This window comes from Streptomyces sp. NPDC051677 (assembly GCF_044453465.1).
GTDB lineage: Bacteria > Actinomycetota > Actinomycetes > Streptomycetales > Streptomycetaceae > Streptomyces.
The window spans coordinates 1-20,191 of record NZ_JBITCT010000078.1 but is presented as its reverse complement, the minus strand read 5'-3'; the positions used below and the strand labels follow the sequence as shown (position 1 = coordinate 20,191).

Genomic DNA, 20,191 nt, shown 5'->3' with positions numbered 1-20,191 from the left:
CCTAAAGCGAAGTGGGGTCACCGGTGACCGACGAGATCTACCGCGACGCCTGGGGCGTCCCGCATCTGCGCGCCTCCGACGCCCGCGCGCTCGCCCGTCTCCAGGGGCTGGTCACCGCCCGCGACCGCGCCTGGCAGCTGGAGGTCGAACGGCACCGCGCGCGGGGCGCCTCGGCCTCCTTCCTCGGCCCCGAGGCCCTTCCCTGGGACCGTTTCGCGCGCCGCGTCCGCCTCGACGACACGGCGAGACGCTGCTTCGACGAGCTGGAGAGACGGGACCCGGAGACGGCGGACTGGGTACGGGCGTACGTCGACGGCGTCAACGAGGGGCTCATCGGCGAGAAAGGCGTCGACGAGGGGACGGCGGCGGCCGCGGCTCCCGAGTTCGAGCGGACCGGGCTCGCGCCGGGCCGTTGGGAGCCCTGGACCCCGCTCGCCGTCTGGCTGTCTGCCCACATCCTCTTCGCCGGCTTCCCCGCCAAGCTGTGGCGGGAGGAGGCCGCCCGCCGTCTCGGCCCCGAAGCGGTCGGCCTGTTCGCCACCGACGGACCCGGCACCTCCGGCAGCAACGGCTGGCTGCTGAGCGGCTCCCGGACGGTCACCGGGCAGCCGGTCATCGCCGGCGACCCGCACCGTTTCATCGAGGACCCCGGCGTCTACCAGCAGATCCGCCTCGCCTGCGACGAGTTCGACGTCGTCGGCCTCGCCGTCCCCGGCGTCCCCGGCATCGCGCACTTCGGCCACACCGGCACGGTCGCCTGGGCCATCACCAACGCCATGGCCGACTACCAGGACCTCTACCGCGAACGGCTGCGCCGCACGGGCGCGGGAGTGGAGGCCCTCGGCCCGGACGGCGCCTGGCGGCGGGTCGACCGGCACACCGAACTCGTGCGCGTCGCCGGCGAGGAGACCGTCGAGGTCGAGGTCCTGGAGACGGAACGCGGCCCGGTCGTCGCCGGCGGGCCGGAGGGCCTCGACGACGGCGCCCCGCTCGCGCTGAGCCTGCGCCACCCGCCCCGCGTCACCTCCGACCTGGGGTTCAGCGCCCTGCTGCCGCTGCTCCGGGCCCGCCGGGTCGCCGACGTGGACCGGGCCGTCGACCTCTGGGTCGAGCCCGTCAACGTAGTCCAGGCCGCCGACACCGAGGGCGGCCTGCTGCACCGGGTCGCTGGCCGGGTGCCGCGGCGCGCCGAGGCCAACGGCACCCGGCTGGCGCCCGCCTGGGAACCCGGCCACGAGTGGACCGGCTGGCACGAGACGCCCCGCGCGGAACTCATCGACGGCGTCGCCGTGATGGCCAACCAGCGCGGCCCGGCAGCGGAGTTGGGCGTCGAGTTCGCGCCCTCGCACCGCGCCGACCGCATCCGGGCGCTGCTCGACGAGAAGCGCGCCTGGTCCGCGTCCGACATGCCGGCCCTCCACACGGACACGTATCTGGCCTCCGCCGCACCCCTGTTGGACCACCTGGCCGCCCTCGACGACCTGACCGCGCCCGCCGCCGAACTCCGCGACCGCCTCCTGCGCTGGAACCGCCGCATGGACGCCGACAGCCGGGAAGCGGCGCGGTTCGCGGCCCTGCGCAGCGCCCTCGTCCGCCGCCTCGCCGCACACCCGGCCTTCGCCGCCCTGACCGCCCCGCCCGCCTACCCGGAGGTCTTCCTCCCCTGGCTGGCCCTCCTCCCGCGCATCGGCTTCGCCCTGGAACACCTCCTGCGCGCCGAGAAGCTGTACGGCATCGACCGCCCGGCACTGGTCCGGGAGGCCCTGGAGGAGGTCGCCGGACGGCAGCCGGAGCCGGCCGCCCGCTGGGGCGACACCCACCGCCTCGCCCCCTGGCGGGCGCTCCCCGACCCCTCGGACCAGGCGCCGGCCCTCTCCGGCGACCACGACTGCGTGCTGTGCACCTCGGCCGTGCCCGGCTGGACCGACCTCGCCGCACGCGGCCCGGCCGCCCGTTACGTGTGGGACCTGGCCCGCCGCGAGGACAGCCTGTGGGTCGTCCCGTACGGCGCGTCCGGTCTCCCCGACCACCCCCACCACCACGACCAGCTCCCCCTGTGGCTCCGGGGCGAACTGGCCCCGGTCGTCACGGACTGGGCGCAGCTGACCAAGGAGAGCGACCATGGCTGACCCCCGCCTTCCCCACGCCCCTGTGCACGAGCAGGCGGCCGACGGCTTCGGCGCCGTCCGCCTCCGGCCCCTCGACGCCGAGCGCGACGCGGACGTCGTCCACGGCTGGGTGAGCGAGGAACGGGCCGTGTTCTGGGGGATGAACGGCCTGACGCGGGACCAGGTCGCCGAGATCTACACGCACATGGAGACGCTGGACACCCACCACGCCTTCCTGACCGAGCTGGACGGCGTCCCGGTCGCCCTCCTCCAGACCTACGAGCCCGCCGAGGACCGGGTCAGCGAGGTCTACGAGGTCGAGCCCGGGGACATCGGCGTGCATGTGCTCATCGCGCCGGCGGACGAGCGGGGCGCACGGCCGGGCTGGTCGGCGGCGCTGATGAGGATCTTCGCGTCGTACGTGCTGCTGGGGCTGGACCGGCGGCGGATCGTGGTGGACCCCGACGTGCGCAACGAGAAGGCGATCGCCCGCTTCCTGCGGCAGGGATTCGACGCCGGACCGGTCGTCACGCTCCCGGAGATCGACCTCCCGGACGTGTACCTGCCCGAGAAGAAGGCCCAACTCGCCTTCCTGCGCCGGGAGGTAGCGTTCCCGGAGTGACCCCGCCGAACACCCCGACCCCACCGAACACCCCGCCCTCACCGGTCTCCCCGATCACCCCGCAAGACCTCGTCGCCCACTACGACCTGGAGCCGATCCCCCGTGAAGGCGGCCTGTTCCGCCGTACGTGGGCGGGTCCCGTGGGGCCGGACGGCCGGCCCGCCGGCTCCGCGATCGTCGCCCTGGTCACCACCGACGATCACTCGGCCCTGCACCGCCTGCCCACCGACGAGGTCTGGCACTTCTACCTCGGCGATCCGCTCGAACTGCTGCTCCTCGCCCCCGACGGCTCCTCCCGCACGGCCGTGCTCGGCCCGGACTTCCTCGGGGGCCAGCAGCCGCAGCTCACCGTGCCCGCCCGCACCTGGATGGGCGCGCGGGTGGTCGCCGGGGGCGCCTGGACCTTCTTCGGCTGCACGATGGCCCCCGGCTTCACCTACGGGGACTACGAACACGGGGACGCGACCGTCCTGACGGCGCGATACCCGGACCGCGCGCCCCTGATCAGGGAACTGTGCCGCCCATGACGAGGAGCGGCACCGGCCACGACCTGATGGTGGACAGCGGGGTGTCGGTGCGCCCGACGTGGTGACCCGGGTGAACCGGATGCCCTGTGCATGCGTACGTATCCCCGAGCACGCGAGTCTCGAGTCTCAAGCAGTACGGAGCGGTTGACGTGAGCGAAGGGCGCGATGGCGGACGACGACACGGCGGTGTCCGAGGCGCCGCCGGACGGCACGGCGTCGGACGGCACGGCGTCGGACGGCACGGCGGTGAGTGGCACGGCGGTGAGCGGCACGGTCGCGGGCGAAGGAGACTTCAGGGGCTGGTGCTGCTGGGCACCGTGCTGGTCCTGCTCCTCCTGGGCGGCGGACCGGCCTCGGCGCACGCGGCCCTCCGCAGCGCCGACCCCGCCGACGGAAGCGTCGTCAAGACCGCCCCCGACGCCATCACCCTCACCTTCACCGAGTCGGTAGGCCTGCTCGACGACTCCTTCCGCGTCTTCGACCCCGACAACCAGCGGGTGAAGACCGGCAAGAGCGAGCACGCAGACGGCCGCGCGGACACCGCGCGGATCACCCTGCCCGGCAAGCTGGGCACCGGCACGTTCACCGTGGCGTGGCGGGTCGTGTCGGCCGACAGCCACCCGATCGCGGGCGCCTTCACCTTCTCCGTGGGCGAACCCTCCGCGATCCCGCCCGCCCTGCCCAGCACCTCCGTGGAGAACCCGGCCACCAGCGGGCTCTTCAACATCGGCCGCTATGTCGCCTACCTGGCCGCCGCCCTGCTCATCGGCACGGCCGCCTTCGTCGCCGTGTGCCGTCCGCCGGACATCCGGCCGCTGCGCAGGCTGCTGCTGGCCGGCTGGTGGGCGCTCACCGTGTCGACGGTGTTCCTGCTGCTGCTCCGCGGCCCCTACGAGACGGGGGCCGGCCCTGCGGAGCTCCTCGACCCGTCCGGCCTGACCCGCACGCTGGGCGCCCGTCCGGGCCTGGCCCTGGTGGCGCGCCTCGCGCTGCTGGCGGCGGCCGCGGTCCTCCTGCTGGGGCAGCGGGGGCTCCTGAAGGAGCGGAAGGGCGAGCAGCCGTCGCGCCCGGTGGTCCTGACCGGCGCCGCGCTGGCCGTGGGACTGGCCCTGACCTGGGCCGCCGCCGAACACGCGTCGGCCGGCATCCAGGTCCCGGCGGCGATGACGTCCTCGGTGCTGCACCTGCTGTCCATGGCGGTGTGGCTGGGCGGTCTGACGGCCCTGCTCACCCTGCTCTACCGCGCGTCCGTCCCGGGGCGCGTCGTCACCGGCTTCTCCCGGCTGGCGGGCTGGTCGGTGACGGTCCTGGTGGTGACGGGCGTCTACCAGTCCTGGCGCGGCCTCGGCTCCGTGTCCGCGCTGACGGACACGACGTACGGCCGGGTCCTGCTCGCCAAACTGGCGATGGTGACGCTGCTGTTGGCGGCGGGTGCGCGCTCGCGCCAGACGGTGACCACGGCGACAAGGGGAGCGAAGGGACCAAGAAGGGCGACGGGGGCAACGGGAGCGACGGGAGCGACGGGAGCGACGGGGGCGGCGGAAGGGACGGCGAGGAACGTGACGGTCGAGACGGCTGACGAGCAGAAGGAAACACGGGTTCCGGAGCCGGTGGGGGGCCGGACGGCTGAATCGGCGGCTGAACTGGCTGCCGAATCGTCCGCTGCACGGGCGGAGAGCTCGACGCTGCCCGAGAAGCCTGCCGCTGAGGGGCCTGCCGTCGAGAAGCCTTCCGCCGAGAAGCCTGCCGGCGAGAAGTCCCCGGCCGAACAGTCGACCCTCACCCCCGCCGAGGACGCCCACCGCCGGGCGCTGCGTCGTTCCGTGCTGGCGGAGGTCGCGGTCTCCGTCGTAGTACTCGTCCTCACGACCGTGCTGACGGGCACCCTTCCGGGCCGGGCGGCGGCCGAGGCGGCTACGGCGGAGCAGTCGGCCGGGCTGCCCGTGGCCTCGGTGACCAACATCCCCTTCGAGATCGACACCCCCCGCGTCGGCACCGTCAGCGGCAAGGTGCAGGTCACCCTCGACCCGGGCCGGGTCGGCGACAACAAGCTGCAGGCCGTGCTCTACGGCCCCGACGGCGGCTTCGTGAGCGTCCCCGAGCTGCGTCTGTCCTTCAGCCTGCCCGACCAGGACATCGGCCCCATCGACGCCAAGGTCGTCGACAAGGGCGGCTACTGGGCCGCCGACGCCGTCAACCTGCCCGTCCCCGGCACCTGGGAGATGAAGGCGACGGTGCGGGTGTCGGACATCGACCAGGTGAGCGAGACGAAGCCGGTACGGATCGAGCGCTGAGGCGCAGCGGACCGGTCAGTTTCCGGGCCCGGCGGTGGGTGGAGTGGCGTGGCGGGCGGCGAGGGCGCGCTCCTCCTCGTCGAGCCGGCGGGCGCAGCGGGCGTCCGGGTCGTAGGCGACGGCCGTGCTCACGCAGGTGCAGAACACCCGCGCGTCGCGCGTGACGCGGCTGGTGAGCCGGAAGGACGTGCGGCGCAGGTCGCAGACGGTGGTGGTGATGGTGACCGGCTCGGGCTGCAGCAGCAGCGGCTGCGTGTAGTCGAGCTCGTGGCGGGCGTAGACGAAGCGGGGGCGGATCTCCTGCCCGGGCAGCCCGGGGCGCACGTAGAACATGTCGATGTGGGCGTCCTGGATCATCTCCAGCAGCCGGGCGTTGTTCACGTGCTGCATGGAGTCCAGGTCGCTCATGCGCACCGGACGGAGATAGCGGTGCGGTCGGCAGTTCGGGGGTCGGATGTCGGACGCCAGGGCCTGGGTCAACATGGGTCAGCTTCTCCTAGGAACGGCAGGAGGTCCGGTCTCCCGGGCCGGTGGTCGGTGCCGGGATCACGGCTGGGGCAGGGCCTGCTCGATCAGGTCGGCCGCGGCCCCCGCGCCTCCCGCCGCCGCGAGCTCCCGGCGCATGGCGGACACGCCCGCGCTGATGTCCCGGTCGGACGACACCCGAAGGACGGCCTCGCGCAGCGCCTCGGGAGTGACGGTCTCGCGCGGCAGATGGACCCCTAGCCGGAGCCTTTCGATCTGCGCGGCGTTGACCCGCTGCTCGGCCATCTGCGGGACCGCCACCAGCGGCACGCCGTGGTGCAGGGCCTCCATCGTGCCGCCCATGCCGGCGTGCGTGACGAAGGCGTCCGCCTGGGCCAGCACGGCCAGTTGGGGCACGTGCGGGTGCACCTCGACGTTGGCGGGGAGCGGCCCCAGCAGGTCCGGGGGCACGGCGGGCCCGACGGACATGACGACATGCCAGGGCAGCTCCGCGAAGGCCCGGACACAGGACCGGTAGAACTCCGGCCGCTGGGTGAACTGCGAGCCCAGCGACACCAGCAGCACCGGCAGATCCGGCAGATCCGGCAGGCCCGGCAGATCCGTCCGGTCCGGCCGCGGGGGCTGCCAGGTTCCCTGGTAGGAGCGGTCCCCGAGAGCGGGCCCGACGTAGGCGACGCGCCGGGCCTCGACGGTGTCCGCCCTGCGCTGGAAGGCGCGGGGGAAGAACGCGACGGCGTGTTCCGGCCGCACCAGCTCGTGGACCCGCGCGATGTCGACCCCGTGTTCCTCGAAGGCGCCCACCAGCTCGCCGAAGCCCGGGACCTGGGCGAGGCCGGGCACGCCGAAGAACTCGGGGATGATGCCGTCGTAGGCGAGATGGGTGGGCGACGCCATGACGGTCGGCGCCTCCCAGCGCGCGGCCAGCAGCAGACCTGCGAAGGCGTAGACGTCGCACAGCACCAGGTCCGGACGGTCCTTGCCGTACGCCCGGGTCAGCGTGGGCAGGGACTCCAGCGCCCCCCGGACGACCCGCGCGAACCCCTCGCCCATGTCCTCCGGCGCCTCCGAGTCGTCCACGGGGTCCGGATGGACCACCGGCTCGGCCCCGGCCGCCTTCACCTGCTGCACGAAGTCCTCGGTGACGGTGTACGTCACGCGGTGACCGCGCCGTACGAGCTCCTCGACGACCCCCAGGGTGGGATTCACGTGCCCGTGCATCGGAACGTTGAACACGGCGATGTGCGCGGGATTCGGACGGGTGCGACGAGTACCAGGCACGACACGCAACTCCTGACCGGCGCCGGGCCGGGGCGGGGACTTGAGGACGGCGTCCGAAGGGCAGACGCGGAGTCCCGATTAAAGGCGCTCCGACACCGTTCGTGACCGCAAACCTGCGGCAGTGTCACCCCATCAGGGAGCCCCCACGGCCGTGCGTTGACCCCGGAGGGAGCCATGGGACGGCCACGGCACGTGACCGCCGGTCGGATCGGCCGTTGGGAGTACAGGACGCGGGAGGCACAGGACGTCGTCCTCAGCCCATGACAGGAGCAGTCTCATGCCCGGATCGCATCTGCCCTTGATGGAAGAGGGGATGGCCCGCTGGCCGTTCGGCCCGCCCAACGCCGGGATCGCCCTGGACTTCGTGGGCGCCGCGCCCGCGCTGGACGAACTGCGCGCGCTGGTGGAGGAACGCTGGAAGGCGCTCCCCAGGCTCACCCAGACCCTGGTCGCCCCGGGCTCCGCCGCCCGGACCGGCCTCGCCTGGTGGACCGGCCGCCACCGCTGGGCGAGCAAGGACGGCCACGACCTGGCCCAGCAGGTCGACAGCGCCGACGCCACCCTGCGGGAGGCGGTACGCCAGTGGTTCCACATCCCGTTCCCCGCCGAGCGCCCGCCGTGGAGCCTCCACCTCCTGCGGGGCGCGACGGACGGGGAGTTCTCCCTCCTCTTCCGGATGCACCACAGCCTGCTCGACGGCCGTTCCCTGACCACCCTGCTGCGCGCCCTCCTCGACGACGGCGGCCCGCTGGACGGCGCCGCCTCCCTCGCGATCCCCGGCCCTCGCAGACGCATGGTCAGCCCCGGCACGGCCGCCGGCGGCCCGCCCGGCCTGCTGACCACGGGCCGCGCGGTGCCCCTGCCGCACCGGGGCGCGCGGGAGCCCGCGTACACGGTCGTAGGGCTGCGCGCCGACGTCCTGCGGGCCGCGCGGGAAGCCGTTCGCACAGGTGAAGCCGACTCGGCCCGCCCGGCGACCACCAACGAGGTGTTCCTGGCGACGGTCTCCGGAGTCCTGCGCGCGTGTCTGTCCGCCGACACCGCCTCGGACGCCGCCTCCGGTGGCCGTGCCGGCGGTGCCGGCGGTGCCGGCGGTGCCGGCGGTGACGGCGGTGACGGCGACACGGCTCCGGGAGGACGGCAGGTCTGGCTGTCCGTCCCGGTCGACGAACGCCCCGACGACTGCGGGGAGTTCCTGGGCAACGCGTTCGCCAACGTCCGGGTCCCCGCCCCGGTGACCCTGTCCGACCCGACGGCCCGCCTGTCCGCCTGCACCGGCCTGCTCACCACGGTCACCCGGCCCCGGCGCGCCTCCGAGAAGCTGGTCGAGGGCACGCTCGCGGCGCTTCCCGCGGCGACCCTGGCCCTGGCCGGCGGAAGGATCTTCGCACCCGCGTACGCGCCGGCGGCCTGCTCCTACGTCCATCTGCGCGAGCGCGGCCGGACCCTGGCCGGACGCCCCCTTCGCCACCTCACCATCGTCCCCATGGTGCCCCCCGCCGACACGGCCACCTTCGCCCTGGGCGGCTGCACCCAGGGCCACACCCTGAGCGTCGCCACCAACTCGGGCAGCCAGGACGCAGCCCTCCTGGCAGAGACGTTCCTCGACGAACTGACCCTCCTCGCGGAGGGCTCCCGCTGACGCAGCAGCCTCCCCAGAGCGGCCGGTCGACGCCGGCGGGCGTCCAAGGGCTGTCCTCAGCCTGTCGGCCACAGCGGCAGGTCGGCGTGCTGGACCCGGTACCCGCCGCTGGTGACGGGTGCGAAGGCGGCAGGCGCCATGCACGGACCCACCGGGGACTCCACATCGCCTTCCTGGGTGTATTTCTTGTTCACCCCGTCCGCCCAGGAGAATCCCACCCGATCTCCTGACGCTTTCCCGGGCTTGTCCCCGCCGCCGTCCTGGACGCTGAACCCCAGCCGCTTTCCCACCCAGTCCGGCCCTCCGGCGCTCACCTCGGTGATGACCGCGGTGACAGTCGCGCTGCCCGGCGCGGTCACCAGGCAGTCCACCCTGCCCTCGGCGGTGTATGTGATGTCCCGCTCCGCGGAGTAGTGGTAGACGGCCACCGTGCCATATGCGTCGGTCGGTAAGCCGGTGGGTACGCGGGGGACCGGTCGGCTGTACGGGGCAGCGTGCGCGTCGAACACGAACGAACGGATGTCGGCGTCATTCACATACGGCAACCGGAACTCGGCCGACCCGGTCACACTCGCGGGCACCGGCCGTTCCGGCGACTTCCCGGAGGCCGTGGCGCCGGCGACTGCCGTGGCGGAGGCCGCCACGGCGAGGACCACGGCCACGGATGCCGCCTTGCGGGTAGGGAAGATGGAACGCACAGGCCTCATAGGGGTCTCCAGAGCTGAGTGATGTGGTCGGAGGAACACCGCCCACACCATCCTCGGACCCGCACGCGGATCAGTCGTCGTTCCCCAGACGCAACCGCCCATGGACCCGCGGTCGTACAACCACGGCCGACATACGCACGAAGACCGAGACGGAAAACACCGATCTCCACGTCTGGAATCGGCTTCTGAGGGGCGCGGGCGTCCGGAACTGCCGTCTCCATGACGCTCGCCAAACCGCCGCGACCGTGCTCCTGATCCTGGGCGTCCCGGACGTCGTGATCGACTCGATCATGGGTTGGGTGCCGGCGACGCTCTCTGGGGCGACGTCTGACGCCCTGGGGCGCCGACTCAGCTGGTCGCGAGGATCAGGCTCAGTGCCAGCAAGGCAAGTCCTGCCACGGCTATGACACTGCCGATGAGCTTGAAGAATCCGGGGCTGAGGCTCTCGGTGTCCGCGAGGCTCAGATTGCCGGTGCGCTGGCCCCTCAGCTCCAGAGCGGCTCGTCGGCGCGCCAGCGTTGTGTCCACGGCGCCGCGCAGGTTGAACGCCCACCTCGCTCCGATGCAGACGGCTGCGGCTCCCAGGGCTGCGAGGAAGATCAGGACTGCTGTCGGGTCGGACGAGGCTGCGGCCGATGTAGTGGCGATCATGAGCATGACCCGCAGCATCGCAGGCGGCTGAACCGGATGTCGCCGGATCGGCGAACCGAGACGGAAACTGAGCCGGACAACGTCGAAGGGCCCCACCGCGAACGGTGGGGCCCTTCGACATCGTGCCCGGTGAGGCACTGGCGGAGGATACGAGATTCGAACTCGTGAGGGGTTGCCCCCAACACGCTTTCCAAAATGTTCGTCCGGGGGTTCTGGGATGTACGGGAACGTCCTGACCTGCGGTGCAGCGGGTGCGGGCGGAGCTTCTGAATGGGGCCGTACGCCGGTGAACGCAACCAGAACTGCAACCACGGAAGTGGAGCAGCGTAAGTGTGTCCAGCTTCTGCTCGTGGCTTCTGGTCAGCGCGGAATCGCCTCCTTACTCCCCGTTCTGCGACCAGGCCGCGGTGAGCGCGGTGACCGGGTCACTGTCGGGTGGTGCCGCGGGCCACCATTCGCCGTCGTCGTCCTGGCGGTAGGGGTACCAGCGGGCGTCGGGGCCCAGACGCAACTGGATGCCGTGGTGGGTGAGGGTGAGGCGGTTACGCCAGGCCCTGAGGTGTGTGGGGGAGTCGGTCATCTCGGCGAGGGCCGCGTCCAGGGCGGTGCGGGTGGCCTTCATCACCGTCGGGTCGGGAGTGTGGGGCTGTTCGGCGACGGTGATGCCCGTGGGGCCGCCGTGGCGCCAGGCGCGGGTGAGGCGTGCGAAGGCAGTGGGGTTGGAGCCCGTGTTCTGGATCAGGTGGTGGAACCACTCGGGTCCGGGGTCGCCTGCGGCGATGCGGACGGCGTCCTGGTGCTGGGTCAGGTGGAGCTCGGCGGTGTCGCCCGTGAGGAGCCGGGCGGCGCGCGCGGTGGTGTCGGCCATGAGGCGTTCCAGGTCCGCGGCGGCCAGGCCGGTGCCGGGGGGCGGGGCGACGGGCAGCGCTGTGGTGTGGGGGGCGGGTTCCGGGAGTTCGGGCAGTTCGGGGGGCTCTTCGGCCCAGTGGGCGTATGCGGCGCCGGCCGGGATGCCGGCCGGTGCCGGTGGGGCGGCGGTTTCCTGTGCTGCCGTACGGAGTGCGCGCAGCCGGGCGAAGACCTCCTCGCGACCGCGGCCGCGCAGCGCGAAGAGCACGAACGGGTCGGTGTCGACGGTGGCGGCGATGGCGTAGCAGAGCGCGGCGGCGTGCTTGCAGGGGTGTCCCCAGTCGGGGCAGGAGCACTCCGGATCGAGCTCGGTGGGCAGGGGGAGCAGTGGGACGCCTGCGTGCCGGGCGTCGTCGACGAGTTCGGCGGGCATCTCGCCGTCGAGAAGTGCTGCGAGATGCCCGGCGCGGGCCGCGATCGTGTCGAGCAGGGTGTCCCACTGAGGGTCGGTGAGGACGGGCAGGCTGACCGATGAGCGGTACGGGCGCGGGCGGCTGCCCTGGACAGCGGCATTGACCTGGCCCGGAGCCACGGTGACCGGGCCGACCATGCCTTTGCGGGCGTAGGTGCGTCCGCGCGAGAGCCGTCCGGCGTCCAGGGTGGAGTCCTCCAGGGCGGCCACCCATGCCTGGCCCCACCAGGTCGCGGCGAAGGCTCGCTTGCCGCGGGCGGGCGCACGGCGCGGGCCGGGGACAGCGGGGCTCATGACTGCCTTCCCAGGGCGACGAGTTCGGTGAGTTCGGCGTCGGACAGTTCGGTGAGGGCTGCCTCGCCGGAGCCGACGACGGCGTCGGCGAGGGCGCGCTTGGCTTCGAGCAGCTTCGCCACCTTGTCCTCCACGGTTCCCTCCGCGAGGAGCTTGTGTACCTGGACGGGTCTGTCCTGGCCGATGCGGTAGGCGCGGTCGGTGGCCTGGTCCTCGACGGCCGGGTTCCACCAGCGGTCGTAGTGCACGACGTGAGTGGCGCGGGTGAGGTTGAGTCCGGTGCCCGCCGCCTTCAGCGACAGCAGGAACACCGGTACTTCACCGCGCTGGAAGCGGTCCACCATCTCCTCGCGCCGCGCAACCGGGGTGCCGCCGTGCAGGAAGAGAGCGGGGACGCCGCGCTCGGCCAGATGCCTCTCCAGCAGAGTCGCCATCTGTTTGTACTGCGTGAAGACCAGCACGGATTCGCCTTCGGCGGTGATGGTGTCGAGAAGTTCGTCCAGCAGGTCGAGCTTGCCGGAGCGCCCCCGCAGCGCAGTGGACTGGCGCAGGCCGTGCTCTTTCAAATACTGGGCGGGGTGGTTGCAGATTTGCTTCAGCGCGGTGAGCAGCTTGAGTACCAGACCGCGCCGGGCGATGCCCTCCGACTCCGCGATCTTCGCCATGGTCTCGCGGACCTGTGCCTCGTACAGGCTGGTCTGCTCGGCCGTCAGCGGGACGACGTGGTCGGTCTCGGTCTTGGGCGGCAGTTCGGGCGCGATGCCGGGGTCGGACTTCTTGCGGCGCAACAGGAAGGGACGTACGAGACGGGACAGGCGCTCGGCTGCCTCGGGATCCTCGCCCGCCTCGATGGCGCGGGCATGCCGGTCACGGAAGGCGGTGAGGGTGCCGAGGAGTCCGGGGGTGGTCCAGTCGAGCAGGGCCCACAGCTCGGAGAGGTTGTTCTCCACGGGGGTGCCGGTGAGAGCGACGCGGGCGCGGGCGGGCAGGGCGCGCAGTTCGCGGGCGGTGACGGCGTAGGGGTTCTTGACGTGCTGGGCCTCGTCTGCGGCCACCAGCGACCAGGCTGTCTCGGCGAGCACTTCGCGGTCGCGGCGCAGCACCCCGTAGGTGACCAGGACGACCTCGTCGCCGGCCAGGTCCCCCAGGTGGCGGTCGCCGCCGTGGTAGCGGCGTACGGGGGTGGCCGGGGCGAATCTGGCGGCCTCGCGCTGCCAGTTGCCGAGCAGGGAGGCCGGGCAGACGACAAGGGTGGGGCCCGCAGTGGTCGGGTCGCTCTGGCGGTGCAGGTGCAGAGCGAGCAAGGTGATGGTCTTGCCCAGGCCCATGTCGTCGGCGAGACAGCCGCCGAGGCCGAGTGCGCACATCTCGGCCAGCCAGGCCAGGCCCCGCTTCTGGTACTCGCGCAACGTGGCCTTGAGCGCGGCGGGCTGGGGCACGGGGGTGCGGGACTCGGGGTCGCGGATACGAGCGACCAGGTCGCCGAGCGCACCGACCGCCGCACAGGGCACCCGGCCACCGTCGCTCCCCCAGCCTCCGGCCGGGGGGACCCCCATCTCGCTTCGCTCGGCCTCGCCGGTCAGCGCGGCGCTCAACGCCTCCATGGGGGTGAGCGGTTCCATCCGGCGGCGCTTGGCGCGGGCCACCAGCTTCGGGTCGGCGACCACCCACTGGTCGCGAAGCCGGACGAGGGGACGGCGTGACTCTGCGAGGGCATCCATCTCGGCCTCGGTGAGCGGCTCGCCGCCAAGGGAGACCTGCCAGCGGAAGTCGAGGAGGGCCTCGGTGTCCAGCAGGCCGCCCGCGGTGGAACCGGGGGCGGTGCGCTGCCCGATCTCCGCGGTCGCGGTGAGTTCCTTGACCAGTTCGCGCGGCCAGTGCACGTCGACACCGGCCGCACGCAGCGCGTCCGTGGCGTCTCCGAGGAGATCGAAGGCTTCGTCGTCGGTCAACCGGAGCTGATCGGGAGCGGCATCGTCGAGCAACCTCCGCAGCGGAGGCCAGGCGTGGGCGCCACGACGCAGGGCGAGCAGCGTCTCGGTCTCGGCGCGCGGGCCGAGCAGCCGCTCCACTTCCGTCGGCTCACTCCACAGCCGTGCGGCCTCGATGACGAGCGCCGGGTCCGCCGCGGTGTGCAGCTGCAGGACGGCCCGGAACTGCCGTCGGCGTCCTTCGGGTACGTCGACGCGCAGGGAGACACCGACCTCGGCGGTGAGCGCCGCCTGGGTTTCCTCGGCCCATTCACGCAAGGTGGGCACGGCGCGGGCCTCGCGCCAGGCGTACGGCAGCGCTCCCATGGCGAGCGGCGTGGCCGGCGTACGGACCAGATCGTCGGCGACCGCGTCGCAGAACTGGCGTACCAGCGCGGCCGGTTCGGTGATCCGTACGGGCGCAGGGCCTGGCTCGGGCAGGCAGTGGGCGTGTGGCGGGAAGGCGGCGGCCAGGGCGTTCAGCGTCCGGCGCTGCGCGGATGTCCAGGGACCCACCTGCCAGGTGTCGTAACCGGCGGGGGTGAGGGCCGGGTGGAGGCGGCCGTCGGCGAGCAGTCGCAGCGCGAAGCGAGTGGCGGCCTGCCAGGCGGCGCCGGAGGGATGCGTCGGCTCCGCATCGACCAGGGCAGAGACGGCGACGGCGACGGGCAGCGCGTATCCCTCGACCCTGCGCCGCCTGACCGAGCGGCCGTGCGGCAGGACCAGCTCCACCGCCTCGGTCTCCAGGCCGGTGCGCGCCATACTGTCTCCGGCTGCTGCCCCGGTCGGCTTCCACAGCAGCAGCCGCCCAAGGCGGGCGGGCTCACCGGGCAGGAACACCGCCGCCCAGCCGGCGCCGAGCAGCTCCCTCACGAAGGCGGATGTTTCCTGCCGGGCCAGCGGCAATGCGCTCCTCACGCCGGTACTCGGCTCTCGTACGACGACTCGTGCCACTCTCTTCCGCCCTGTCGCTCGCCGGGCCTTCCCCTGGGCCGCCTCACTACCGAACCCCACCAGGCGACGTCACACGCTGGCAACCGCGGGCCTTGGCTTGACTGCTGGCAACGGCGCTACGGCGGATGTGCCGCTGCTGAACACACCGGTCCTCAACCTACGGTGCGGCGCTACGGTGAGGCCATGAGCACGTGGGACCCAGCCGCGCTGGAGGCGTTGATCGAAGAGGCCACGGTCGACGCCTACGGCGAGGATGAGCAGCTCACCGGCTTCTTCACGATGATCGAGGAAAGCCTTGCCGTGCCGTTCACCACGACTGTTCTCGGCGTCGAGGTGAGCGTGGTCGGTGTCGATCTGGCCGAGGACGGGCGCGTGGTCGCACGCTGCGCCCGGGGGTCGGTCCGACAGGACATCGGAATTCTGGACCTGCCGCTGCCGGAACCCGCCCCCGACGGCTCGCAATGGATCGAGGCATACCGCTACTGGACCCGCTGAACCGGCGCGTCGCACAACTGCCCAGCTGGGCCCGTGCTCGAACGGACCGACTGCGGGAAACGGCAAGCACGTGGCACGCATACCGCAGTATGCTTACCGGTATGGCTGACACCACGCGCATCACGGTGACACTCCCCACCGAGCAGGTGGCGGAGCTGAAGAAGATCACGGACAACATCTCCGGCTACGTGGCCGAAGCGGTCGCCAGACAGATCCGGCACCAGCTTCTGGGGGCCGACCTGCGCAGCCACACAGACGAGCACGGGGCCTTCAGTGAGGAAGAGCTCGCCGAGGCGCGGGCGCGGATCTTCGGTACGACCCAGGCCACCGGCGGCGCGAGCGCCGCGTGAGCGGGCGCATTGAGACCGTCGTCCTGGACAGCGAGGGGCTGTCGGCCTGGGCGGCGCAGGACCGGAAGGTTCTGGCGATGTTCCAGGTGTTCCACGACATGGGAGTGGACCTTGTCGTCAGCGCCAACACCATCGTGGAGGCCAGCCACGCCAGGGTGAACCTGCCCCGACTGCAATGGGCGCTCTCCCGGGTCAAGGTGGAGCCGGTCACGGAGGCAGCGGCCAAGGCGGCGGCACAACTGCTCAAGGGCGCCGGTCTGCACGGACACAAGTACGCGATCGACGCCACCGTCGCCGAAGCGGCCTTGCGTCAGCCCGGCCCGGTCGCCATCCTCACGTCGGATGTCGATGACATGACCCGGCTGTGCGGCAGCAAGGTCCGGATGATCGGGCTATGACCGCTGCCGTGACTCCGTGACGGCGTCTGCGTCGCTCGCCCCGGGGATGCAAGTGTGCGCCTTTCCTGCTTGACGGGTATGCCTCGAATGTCGCCTATAAATGCAACCGAAACTGCAACCAGGGCATGCCGAAGAGTCGGACCGCAATGAGTGGTCCGACTCTTCGTTTCGCCTGTTCAGGCGGCTGCGGAGGATACGAGATTCGAACTCGTGACGGGTTGCCCCCAACACGCTTTCCAAATGCCGTCCGGATGTCCAGAGGGGGTCAGATGCATCCTGACCTGCGGTGGAGTGTGGCCTTAGGTAGGCGGCGGATGGCAGTGGACGGCGGTGTATGCAACCAGAACTGCAACCGCTGGGAAGCGGATTCCTGCCGGTCGGGAGGGGGCGCCGCGAGGAGCTGAGATACCTCGGCGAGCACGACAGGCCGCCTTCTCGTTGACGGCCATCGAGGGCCAGCCCCGGCTGTCGGCGGGCAGGGCTTCCAGGGCGCCTGGTAGTACCGGCAGCTGCCGCGTCCGTTCAGATCGCAGGTCAATCCGCACGCGGGGCATGGCCATTCAGATGGGAGCGGGCCGCCCGCGTGAACTCATTAATAGCATCCAGCAGTCGGGCACGTGCAGGAGGAGTCGAAGGGAGCGGCTCTCCCCTGGCGATGAGCTCAAGGAGGCTGGTGCCGATCGGTTGCCTACGGGTCTGATCAGCGCGGAAGGCGATTGTCTCAGCAACATCGGCAATGTGCTCAGGGCCCTCAAGTGAGACGACCGCCGCCGCGGCCCGCACTGGTTCAACGGGGACTGACGCCCTTATGCGCGCGGCTCGACGGTTGATCTCCTCGCGTAACGACTCGTCTTCGAAGAAGGCTTGGATGCCGAGTTCGATGCGCGCTGAATCCAGACAGAGCCCTACTTCCGTCTGCGACGCGTAGTTGTAGGCGGCGGTGAGGAGCGAGGCGTAGGCATCGCGCTGATGCTGACGCCGGACCGCGTCCACGGGGCCGAGGTAGGCGGCGCGGCCTTGGACACGACCTTGTCGCGATCATCCTCCTCTACCGGGAGAAGGGACCTACTCCCTCACAACTTTGAGATCTGGTTATCCCGCGATAACTGGCCCAGTGCCGAGCGGCAGGTACCCAACTCATAGGCCCCTGACGGGCTGCCCCGTGAGGGCTTGGGCGATCTGCCAGAGCTGGCCGCCGCGGGACGCTTTCACGAGTACGACGTCGTTGGGGCGGAGGATGGAGTCGAGGTAGGCGGCGGCGGTGATGTTGTCACCGACCAGTGCGATGTCTGGCACTCCTGCTGCACCTGCCGCGAGGGCGAGTTGCTTGGCCATGTCCCCGCCGACCGCGACGACGAGGTCGACGCCGTTCTCGGCTGCCATGCGTCCGACCCTGCGGTGGGCTTCGACGGCATCGTCGCCCAGTTCCAGCATCTCTCCGAGTACGGCGATTCGCCGGCCGCCTGCGGCCTCGGTCGTGTCGCCGACTGCCACGGTCATCAAGACTCTCCGTTGTGGATGAGGGGCGCGAAGGTGATCGCGCGACCGGTGTAGGAAGCGGATACGCGGCTGAGGGGGACTCGGTCATGTGTCTGGCCCCAGGCCGACGGGTCTCGGAAGTGGATCGTGGGGTCGAGGGCGTCCCCATAGCCGCGAAGGATGACGAGGTGGCCGCCGGCGCGGCCGTCGTCGGGGAACTGCTCAGTCACGGACACGATGAGCGGGGCGTCATTGAGCCGCGCCGTCAGGCTTTCTACCAGGACGGGCTCGGCAGTCGAGGGGACTCCGAGGTCTGTCGCCAGGCTTGCGATCCCCGCGTGGAGTGCTCCACGCGGGGTCAGCGCCTCACTCCTCGACGAGCACCTCTGCGCCCTCCTCGCCGGCCGCATCCGCAAGAGCGACGGGCAGGTCCGCGGGATCGCGTACGAGGCTCATGCCCACGCTGGACCCGCCGAAGGGCGGCTTGACCATCACCGGACGCCCGTTCCAGGTCACTGGGCCGTCGCCGGACCAGACGTGCCAGCCGGACGTGGGAACGCCGAGGGTCAGCATCACCCGCTTGCAGAGGATCTTGTCGGCGGCCACCGCGGATGCCCCGACTCCGCTGCCGCAGTAGGGCACCCGCAGATGGTCGAGCAGTCCCTGCAACCGGCCGTCCTCGTCGTATGGGCCATGCAGGTTGGAGAGGGCTACGTCGTAGCCGGCCAGGTCGATGATGAAGCCGGGCTCGCACGGGTCCAGCACCTTCCACCAGGCGCCGATCTCTTCCAGCGCCGCGCCCAAGGCGGTGACGGATCGCTGCTCGACGGGGCACTTCGAGTGGTAGAGCCTGTCCTCGGCGGACACGGGCCCGTAGATGAGGGCGACCCGCAGGCCCTGGCGGCTGTGGCCCCACGCGCGAAGCTCCTCGGCGGCCTTCTGCAGCGCGGCGTCCGAGCTGGGGTTGAGGAAGCGAGTCATGCGAGTACCCCTTCGAAGGTGTGGGTGACCGGGCCGCCGACCCAGTGGGTTCGGGTCGGCCGGGTGTCGTGTGGCCGGACGGTGAGTGGTTCGCCGGCGCGGTTGCGGACGGTGACGGCACGTTCTGCGACGAGCCCGCGGAGGGTGGCGATGACCACGGCCGCCACGGCCCCGCTTCCGCACGAGAGGGTCTCGGCCTCGACGCCGCGTTCGTAGGTGCGGATCTTCAGTGCCTGATGGCCTTCGGACTGGACGAAGTTGACGTTCGTCCCGAGCGGGGCAATGTCGGCGTGGTGGCGCACGAGGCGCCCAACCACCACCGCGTCGATGGCCTCCACGTCCTCCACGATGGCGACGACGTGTTCCGTGCCGGTGTGGGCGCTGTCGAACCAGGTTGGTCTGCCGTTGATGACGGCCTGTAAACGGCGTGGGTGGACCGCGCCGACCTCGGCCGTGACCCACACGGAGTCGTCGGACACGACTGCCTCGTGTGCCACGCCAGCCATGTGGAGGCTCATCTCGCGAAAGCCGTGATCGTGGTGAGCGGCCCAGGCGGAGCACCGCAGGGCGTTGCCGCACATGGTGGCGGTAGAGCCGTCCGCGTTGAAGCAGGTGATGTCGAGGACGGCGGGGCTGTGGCTGACCATTCTGCTGATGACCAGGCCGTCCGCACCCACGCCGGTACGCCGGGCGCACAGGCGTTCCGCCTCCTTGGGCCATTCCTTGTCGTCGTCCGGCCCGAGGTCGGAGAGCAGGATGAAGTCGTTTCCCGCGCCATGGATCTTGCGGAAGCGCATGGCGAAGCTCCTCGTGTGGTGAGGTGAGAGTGAGGGTGCGGCGCCTGAACAGGGGGGAGGTCAGGGGCGGTCGATGGGCCTGTACGTGGTCCGGGCCTCTCGCATGGCCCAGGGCTCGCGTCCGGCGAAGATCAGTACGCGGTGGGCTGTGGTGCCGGCCGACCTCATGTCCCGTACGCGCTGGTACTCGCCGTCTAGGTAGACGAAGTCACCGATGCGGACATCGCCTGGCGGCCGGGTGTGCCCCACCGTTCCGACCGGCGGCGGGGGCGGGGGCGGCGGTTCCTTGGTCCTGCGCTCGTACATCAGCCCCTCCAGATGCCGAGCAGGAGGGAGCCGCCGAGTGCGACGAGGCTTGCTACGTAGGCGAGTTGTTGGTTGCGGGGGCTCATAGGGTTCCGATCAGGTGGTGCTTGAGGGGCCTCGCGTTTCACGGACAGGCTTCTGACCGTTTATTTCACGCGGAGATTCGCAATTTCTCGTACTCGGCGTGGACTTCGCGCGGAGGGCGGTAACCCACCGCCGAGTGGAGGCGTTTGCGATTGTACCAGAATTCGATGTATCGAGTGATGTCCTGCCGAGCGGCCTCGCGGGTCAGGTAAGCCACCCTCGATACGCGCTCGTTCTTCAGGGCGCCGAAGAACGATTCAGCCATGGCGTTGTCGAAACAGATTCCGGTGCGGCCGGCGGATCTGCGGAGCCCGAAGCGGTCCAGCGTCCTCCCGAACTCGGCTGACATGTAGTTACTTCCACGATCCGAGTGAAATATCGCGTCGGCCGAGAGATGCCTGTTCCGTGCCGCGTTACGGATCGCCCTGGATATCAGTGAGGTTTGGT

21 protein-coding genes and 1 pseudogene are annotated in these 20,191 nt (G+C 71.3%); 9 read left to right on the top strand and 13 right to left on the bottom strand.

Annotated elements, in window-relative coordinates:
• Nucleotides 1-23 precede the first annotated feature (23 nt).
• From ACIBAF_RS45635 to ACIBAF_RS45620, 4 genes are all read left to right on the top strand, one after another.
• Complete coding sequence (locus ACIBAF_RS45635) at nucleotides 24-2,129, top strand: penicillin acylase family protein (protein WP_399472117.1); 2,106 nt, start codon at nucleotides 24-26, stop codon at nucleotides 2,127-2,129.
• Nucleotides 2,122-2,730 (top strand): GNAT family N-acetyltransferase, encoded by a 609-nt coding sequence (locus ACIBAF_RS45630; protein WP_399472115.1) that lies wholly within the window; start codon nucleotides 2,122-2,124, stop codon nucleotides 2,728-2,730. Before ACIBAF_RS45635 ends, ACIBAF_RS45630 begins: the two co-directional genes overlap by 8 nt.
• A 53-nt stretch (nucleotides 2,731-2,783) precedes the next feature.
• Nucleotides 2,784-3,257 carry a cupin domain-containing protein gene (locus ACIBAF_RS45625; protein WP_399472144.1) on the top strand — a complete coding sequence of 158 codons (474 nt, stop codon included), beginning with the start codon at nucleotides 2,784-2,786 and terminating at the stop codon, nucleotides 3,255-3,257.
• A gap of 302 nt (nucleotides 3,258-3,559) precedes the next feature.
• A complete protein-coding gene (locus ACIBAF_RS45620) occupies nucleotides 3,560-5,551 on the top strand; it encodes a copper resistance CopC/CopD family protein (RefSeq protein ID WP_399472142.1) in 1,992 nt (663 codons plus the stop codon).
• A 15-nt stretch (nucleotides 5,552-5,566) separates the two neighbouring features.
• Here the strand turns inward: ACIBAF_RS45620 and ACIBAF_RS45615 are convergent, their stop codons facing one another.
• Entirely contained in the window at nucleotides 5,567-6,034 is a 468-nt protein-coding gene (locus ACIBAF_RS45615; RefSeq protein WP_399472113.1) for an acyl-CoA thioesterase, read from the bottom strand.
• Between the two features lie 63 nt (nucleotides 6,035-6,097).
• Nucleotides 6,098-7,315 (bottom strand): macrolide family glycosyltransferase, encoded by a 1,218-nt coding sequence (locus ACIBAF_RS45610; RefSeq protein WP_399472111.1) that lies wholly within the window; start codon nucleotides 7,313-7,315, stop codon nucleotides 6,098-6,100.
• A 277-nt stretch (nucleotides 7,316-7,592) separates the two neighbouring features.
• On the opposite strand from ACIBAF_RS45610, the gene ACIBAF_RS45605 reads away from it, so the two are divergent.
• A complete protein-coding gene (locus ACIBAF_RS45605; protein ID WP_399472109.1) occupies nucleotides 7,593-8,957 on the top strand; it encodes a wax ester/triacylglycerol synthase domain-containing protein in 1,365 nt (454 codons plus the stop codon).
• A 56-nt stretch (nucleotides 8,958-9,013) separates the two neighbouring features.
• Here the strand turns inward: ACIBAF_RS45605 and ACIBAF_RS45600 are convergent, their stop codons facing one another.
• A complete protein-coding gene (locus tag ACIBAF_RS45600; protein WP_399472107.1) occupies nucleotides 9,014-9,664 on the bottom strand; it encodes a hypothetical protein in 651 nt (216 codons plus the stop codon).
• A gap of 155 nt (nucleotides 9,665-9,819) precedes the next feature.
• Here ACIBAF_RS45600 and ACIBAF_RS45595 point away from each other — a divergent pair.
• A pseudogene (locus tag ACIBAF_RS45595) lies at nucleotides 9,820-9,969 on the top strand (site-specific integrase); the annotation flags it as partial.
• 43 nt (nucleotides 9,970-10,012) lie between these two features.
• On the opposite strand, the gene ACIBAF_RS45590 reads toward ACIBAF_RS45595, so the two are convergent.
• The 3 genes from ACIBAF_RS45590 to ACIBAF_RS45580 all read right to left on the bottom strand — a co-directional run bounded on the left by ACIBAF_RS45590 (nucleotide 10,013) and on the right by ACIBAF_RS45580 (nucleotide 14,818).
• Nucleotides 10,013-10,321 carry a hypothetical protein gene (locus tag ACIBAF_RS45590; RefSeq protein WP_399472105.1) on the bottom strand — a complete coding sequence of 103 codons (309 nt, stop codon included), beginning with the start codon at nucleotides 10,319-10,321 and terminating at the stop codon, nucleotides 10,013-10,015.
• Nucleotides 10,322-10,694: 373 nt separating this feature from the next.
• Nucleotides 10,695-11,930 carry an SWIM zinc finger family protein gene (locus ACIBAF_RS45585; RefSeq protein WP_399472103.1) on the bottom strand — a complete coding sequence of 412 codons (1,236 nt, stop codon included), beginning with the start codon at nucleotides 11,928-11,930 and terminating at the stop codon, nucleotides 10,695-10,697.
• Entirely contained in the window at nucleotides 11,927-14,818 is a 2,892-nt protein-coding gene (locus ACIBAF_RS45580; protein ID WP_399472101.1) for an SNF2-related protein, read from the bottom strand. The genes ACIBAF_RS45585 and ACIBAF_RS45580 overlap by 4 nt, the downstream gene beginning before the upstream one ends.
• Nucleotides 14,819-15,037: 219 nt before the next feature.
• Between ACIBAF_RS45580 and ACIBAF_RS45575 the strand changes: the two genes are divergently transcribed.
• The 3 genes from ACIBAF_RS45575 (at nucleotide 15,038) to ACIBAF_RS45565 (ending at nucleotide 16,097) form a co-directional block, all read left to right on the top strand.
• Nucleotides 15,038-15,349 (top strand): calcium-binding protein, encoded by a 312-nt coding sequence (locus ACIBAF_RS45575; RefSeq protein WP_399472099.1) that lies wholly within the window; start codon nucleotides 15,038-15,040, stop codon nucleotides 15,347-15,349.
• A 101-nt stretch (nucleotides 15,350-15,450) separates the two neighbouring features.
• Nucleotides 15,451-15,699, top strand: coding sequence for a hypothetical protein (locus ACIBAF_RS45570; protein ID WP_399472097.1), 249 nt, complete (start codon nucleotides 15,451-15,453; stop codon nucleotides 15,697-15,699).
• Nucleotides 15,696-16,097, top strand: coding sequence for a DNA-binding protein (locus ACIBAF_RS45565; protein ID WP_399472095.1), 402 nt, complete (start codon nucleotides 15,696-15,698; stop codon nucleotides 16,095-16,097). The genes ACIBAF_RS45570 and ACIBAF_RS45565 overlap by 4 nt, the downstream gene beginning before the upstream one ends.
• A gap of 534 nt (nucleotides 16,098-16,631) precedes the next feature.
• Here ACIBAF_RS45565 and ACIBAF_RS45560 read toward each other — a convergent pair.
• The 7 genes from ACIBAF_RS45560 to ACIBAF_RS45530 all read right to left on the bottom strand — a co-directional run.
• On the bottom strand, nucleotides 16,632-17,090 hold the full coding sequence (locus ACIBAF_RS45560; RefSeq protein ID WP_399472093.1) for a hypothetical protein: 459 nt from the start codon (nucleotides 17,088-17,090) through the stop codon (nucleotides 16,632-16,634).
• A 144-nt stretch (nucleotides 17,091-17,234) separates the two neighbouring features.
• The gene (locus ACIBAF_RS45555; RefSeq protein WP_399472091.1) at nucleotides 17,235-17,597 is read right to left on the bottom strand and encodes a glutamate ligase domain-containing protein; all 363 of its coding nucleotides are present in this window, start codon (nucleotides 17,595-17,597) and stop codon (nucleotides 17,235-17,237) included.
• Entirely contained in the window at nucleotides 17,597-17,806 is a 210-nt protein-coding gene (locus tag ACIBAF_RS45550; protein ID WP_399472089.1) for a hypothetical protein, read from the bottom strand. The genes ACIBAF_RS45555 and ACIBAF_RS45550 overlap by 1 nt, the downstream gene beginning before the upstream one ends.
• A gap of 136 nt (nucleotides 17,807-17,942) precedes the next feature.
• Nucleotides 17,943-18,557 carry a hypothetical protein gene (locus ACIBAF_RS45545; RefSeq protein ID WP_399472087.1) on the bottom strand — a complete coding sequence of 205 codons (615 nt, stop codon included), beginning with the start codon at nucleotides 18,555-18,557 and terminating at the stop codon, nucleotides 17,943-17,945.
• Nucleotides 18,554-19,354: a diaminopimelate epimerase gene (gene dapF, locus ACIBAF_RS45540; protein ID WP_399472085.1), complete on the bottom strand. Its 801-nt coding sequence runs from the start codon at nucleotides 19,352-19,354 to the stop codon at nucleotides 18,554-18,556. Before dapF ends, ACIBAF_RS45545 begins: the two co-directional genes overlap by 4 nt.
• Nucleotides 19,355-19,414: 60 nt before the next feature.
• A complete protein-coding gene (locus ACIBAF_RS45535; protein ID WP_399472083.1) occupies nucleotides 19,415-19,660 on the bottom strand; it encodes a hypothetical protein in 246 nt (81 codons plus the stop codon).
• Nucleotides 19,661-19,811: 151 nt separating this feature from the next.
• Nucleotides 19,812-20,191: integrase core domain-containing protein (locus tag ACIBAF_RS45530; RefSeq protein ID WP_399472081.1), on the bottom strand; the 380-nt coding region annotated here is incomplete at its 5' end.

Excerpts from the sequence above, each read along its gene's own strand:
- ACIBAF_RS45545 (WP_399472087.1), bottom strand. The coding sequence starts at position 18,557 with ATGACTCGCTTCCTCAACCCCAGCTCGGACGCCGCGCTGCAGAAGGCC.
- ACIBAF_RS45570 (WP_399472097.1), top strand. The coding sequence starts at position 15,451 with ATGGCTGACACCACGCGCATCACGGTGACACTCCCCACCGAGCAGGTG.
- dapF (WP_399472085.1), bottom strand. The coding sequence starts at position 19,354 with ATGCGCTTCCGCAAGATCCATGGCGCGGGAAACGACTTCATCCTGCTC.
- ACIBAF_RS45605 (WP_399472109.1), top strand. The coding sequence starts at position 7,593 with ATGCCCGGATCGCATCTGCCCTTGATGGAAGAGGGGATGGCCCGCTGG.
- ACIBAF_RS45575 (WP_399472099.1), top strand. The coding sequence starts at position 15,038 with ATGAGCACGTGGGACCCAGCCGCGCTGGAGGCGTTGATCGAAGAGGCC.
- ACIBAF_RS45630 (WP_399472115.1), top strand. The coding sequence starts at position 2,122 with ATGGCTGACCCCCGCCTTCCCCACGCCCCTGTGCACGAGCAGGCGGCC.
- ACIBAF_RS45585 (WP_399472103.1), bottom strand. The coding sequence starts at position 11,930 with ATGAGCCCCGCTGTCCCCGGCCCGCGCCGTGCGCCCGCCCGCGGCAAG.
- ACIBAF_RS45615 (WP_399472113.1), bottom strand. The coding sequence starts at position 6,034 with ATGTTGACCCAGGCCCTGGCGTCCGACATCCGACCCCCGAACTGCCGA.
- ACIBAF_RS45535 (WP_399472083.1), bottom strand. The coding sequence starts at position 19,660 with ATGTACGAGCGCAGGACCAAGGAACCGCCGCCCCCGCCCCCGCCGCCG.
- ACIBAF_RS45590 (WP_399472105.1), bottom strand. The coding sequence starts at position 10,321 with ATGCTCATGATCGCCACTACATCGGCCGCAGCCTCGTCCGACCCGACA.
- ACIBAF_RS45555 (WP_399472091.1), bottom strand. The coding sequence starts at position 17,597 with ATGACCGTGGCAGTCGGCGACACGACCGAGGCCGCAGGCGGCCGGCGA.
- ACIBAF_RS45600 (WP_399472107.1), bottom strand. The coding sequence starts at position 9,664 with ATGAGGCCTGTGCGTTCCATCTTCCCTACCCGCAAGGCGGCATCCGTG.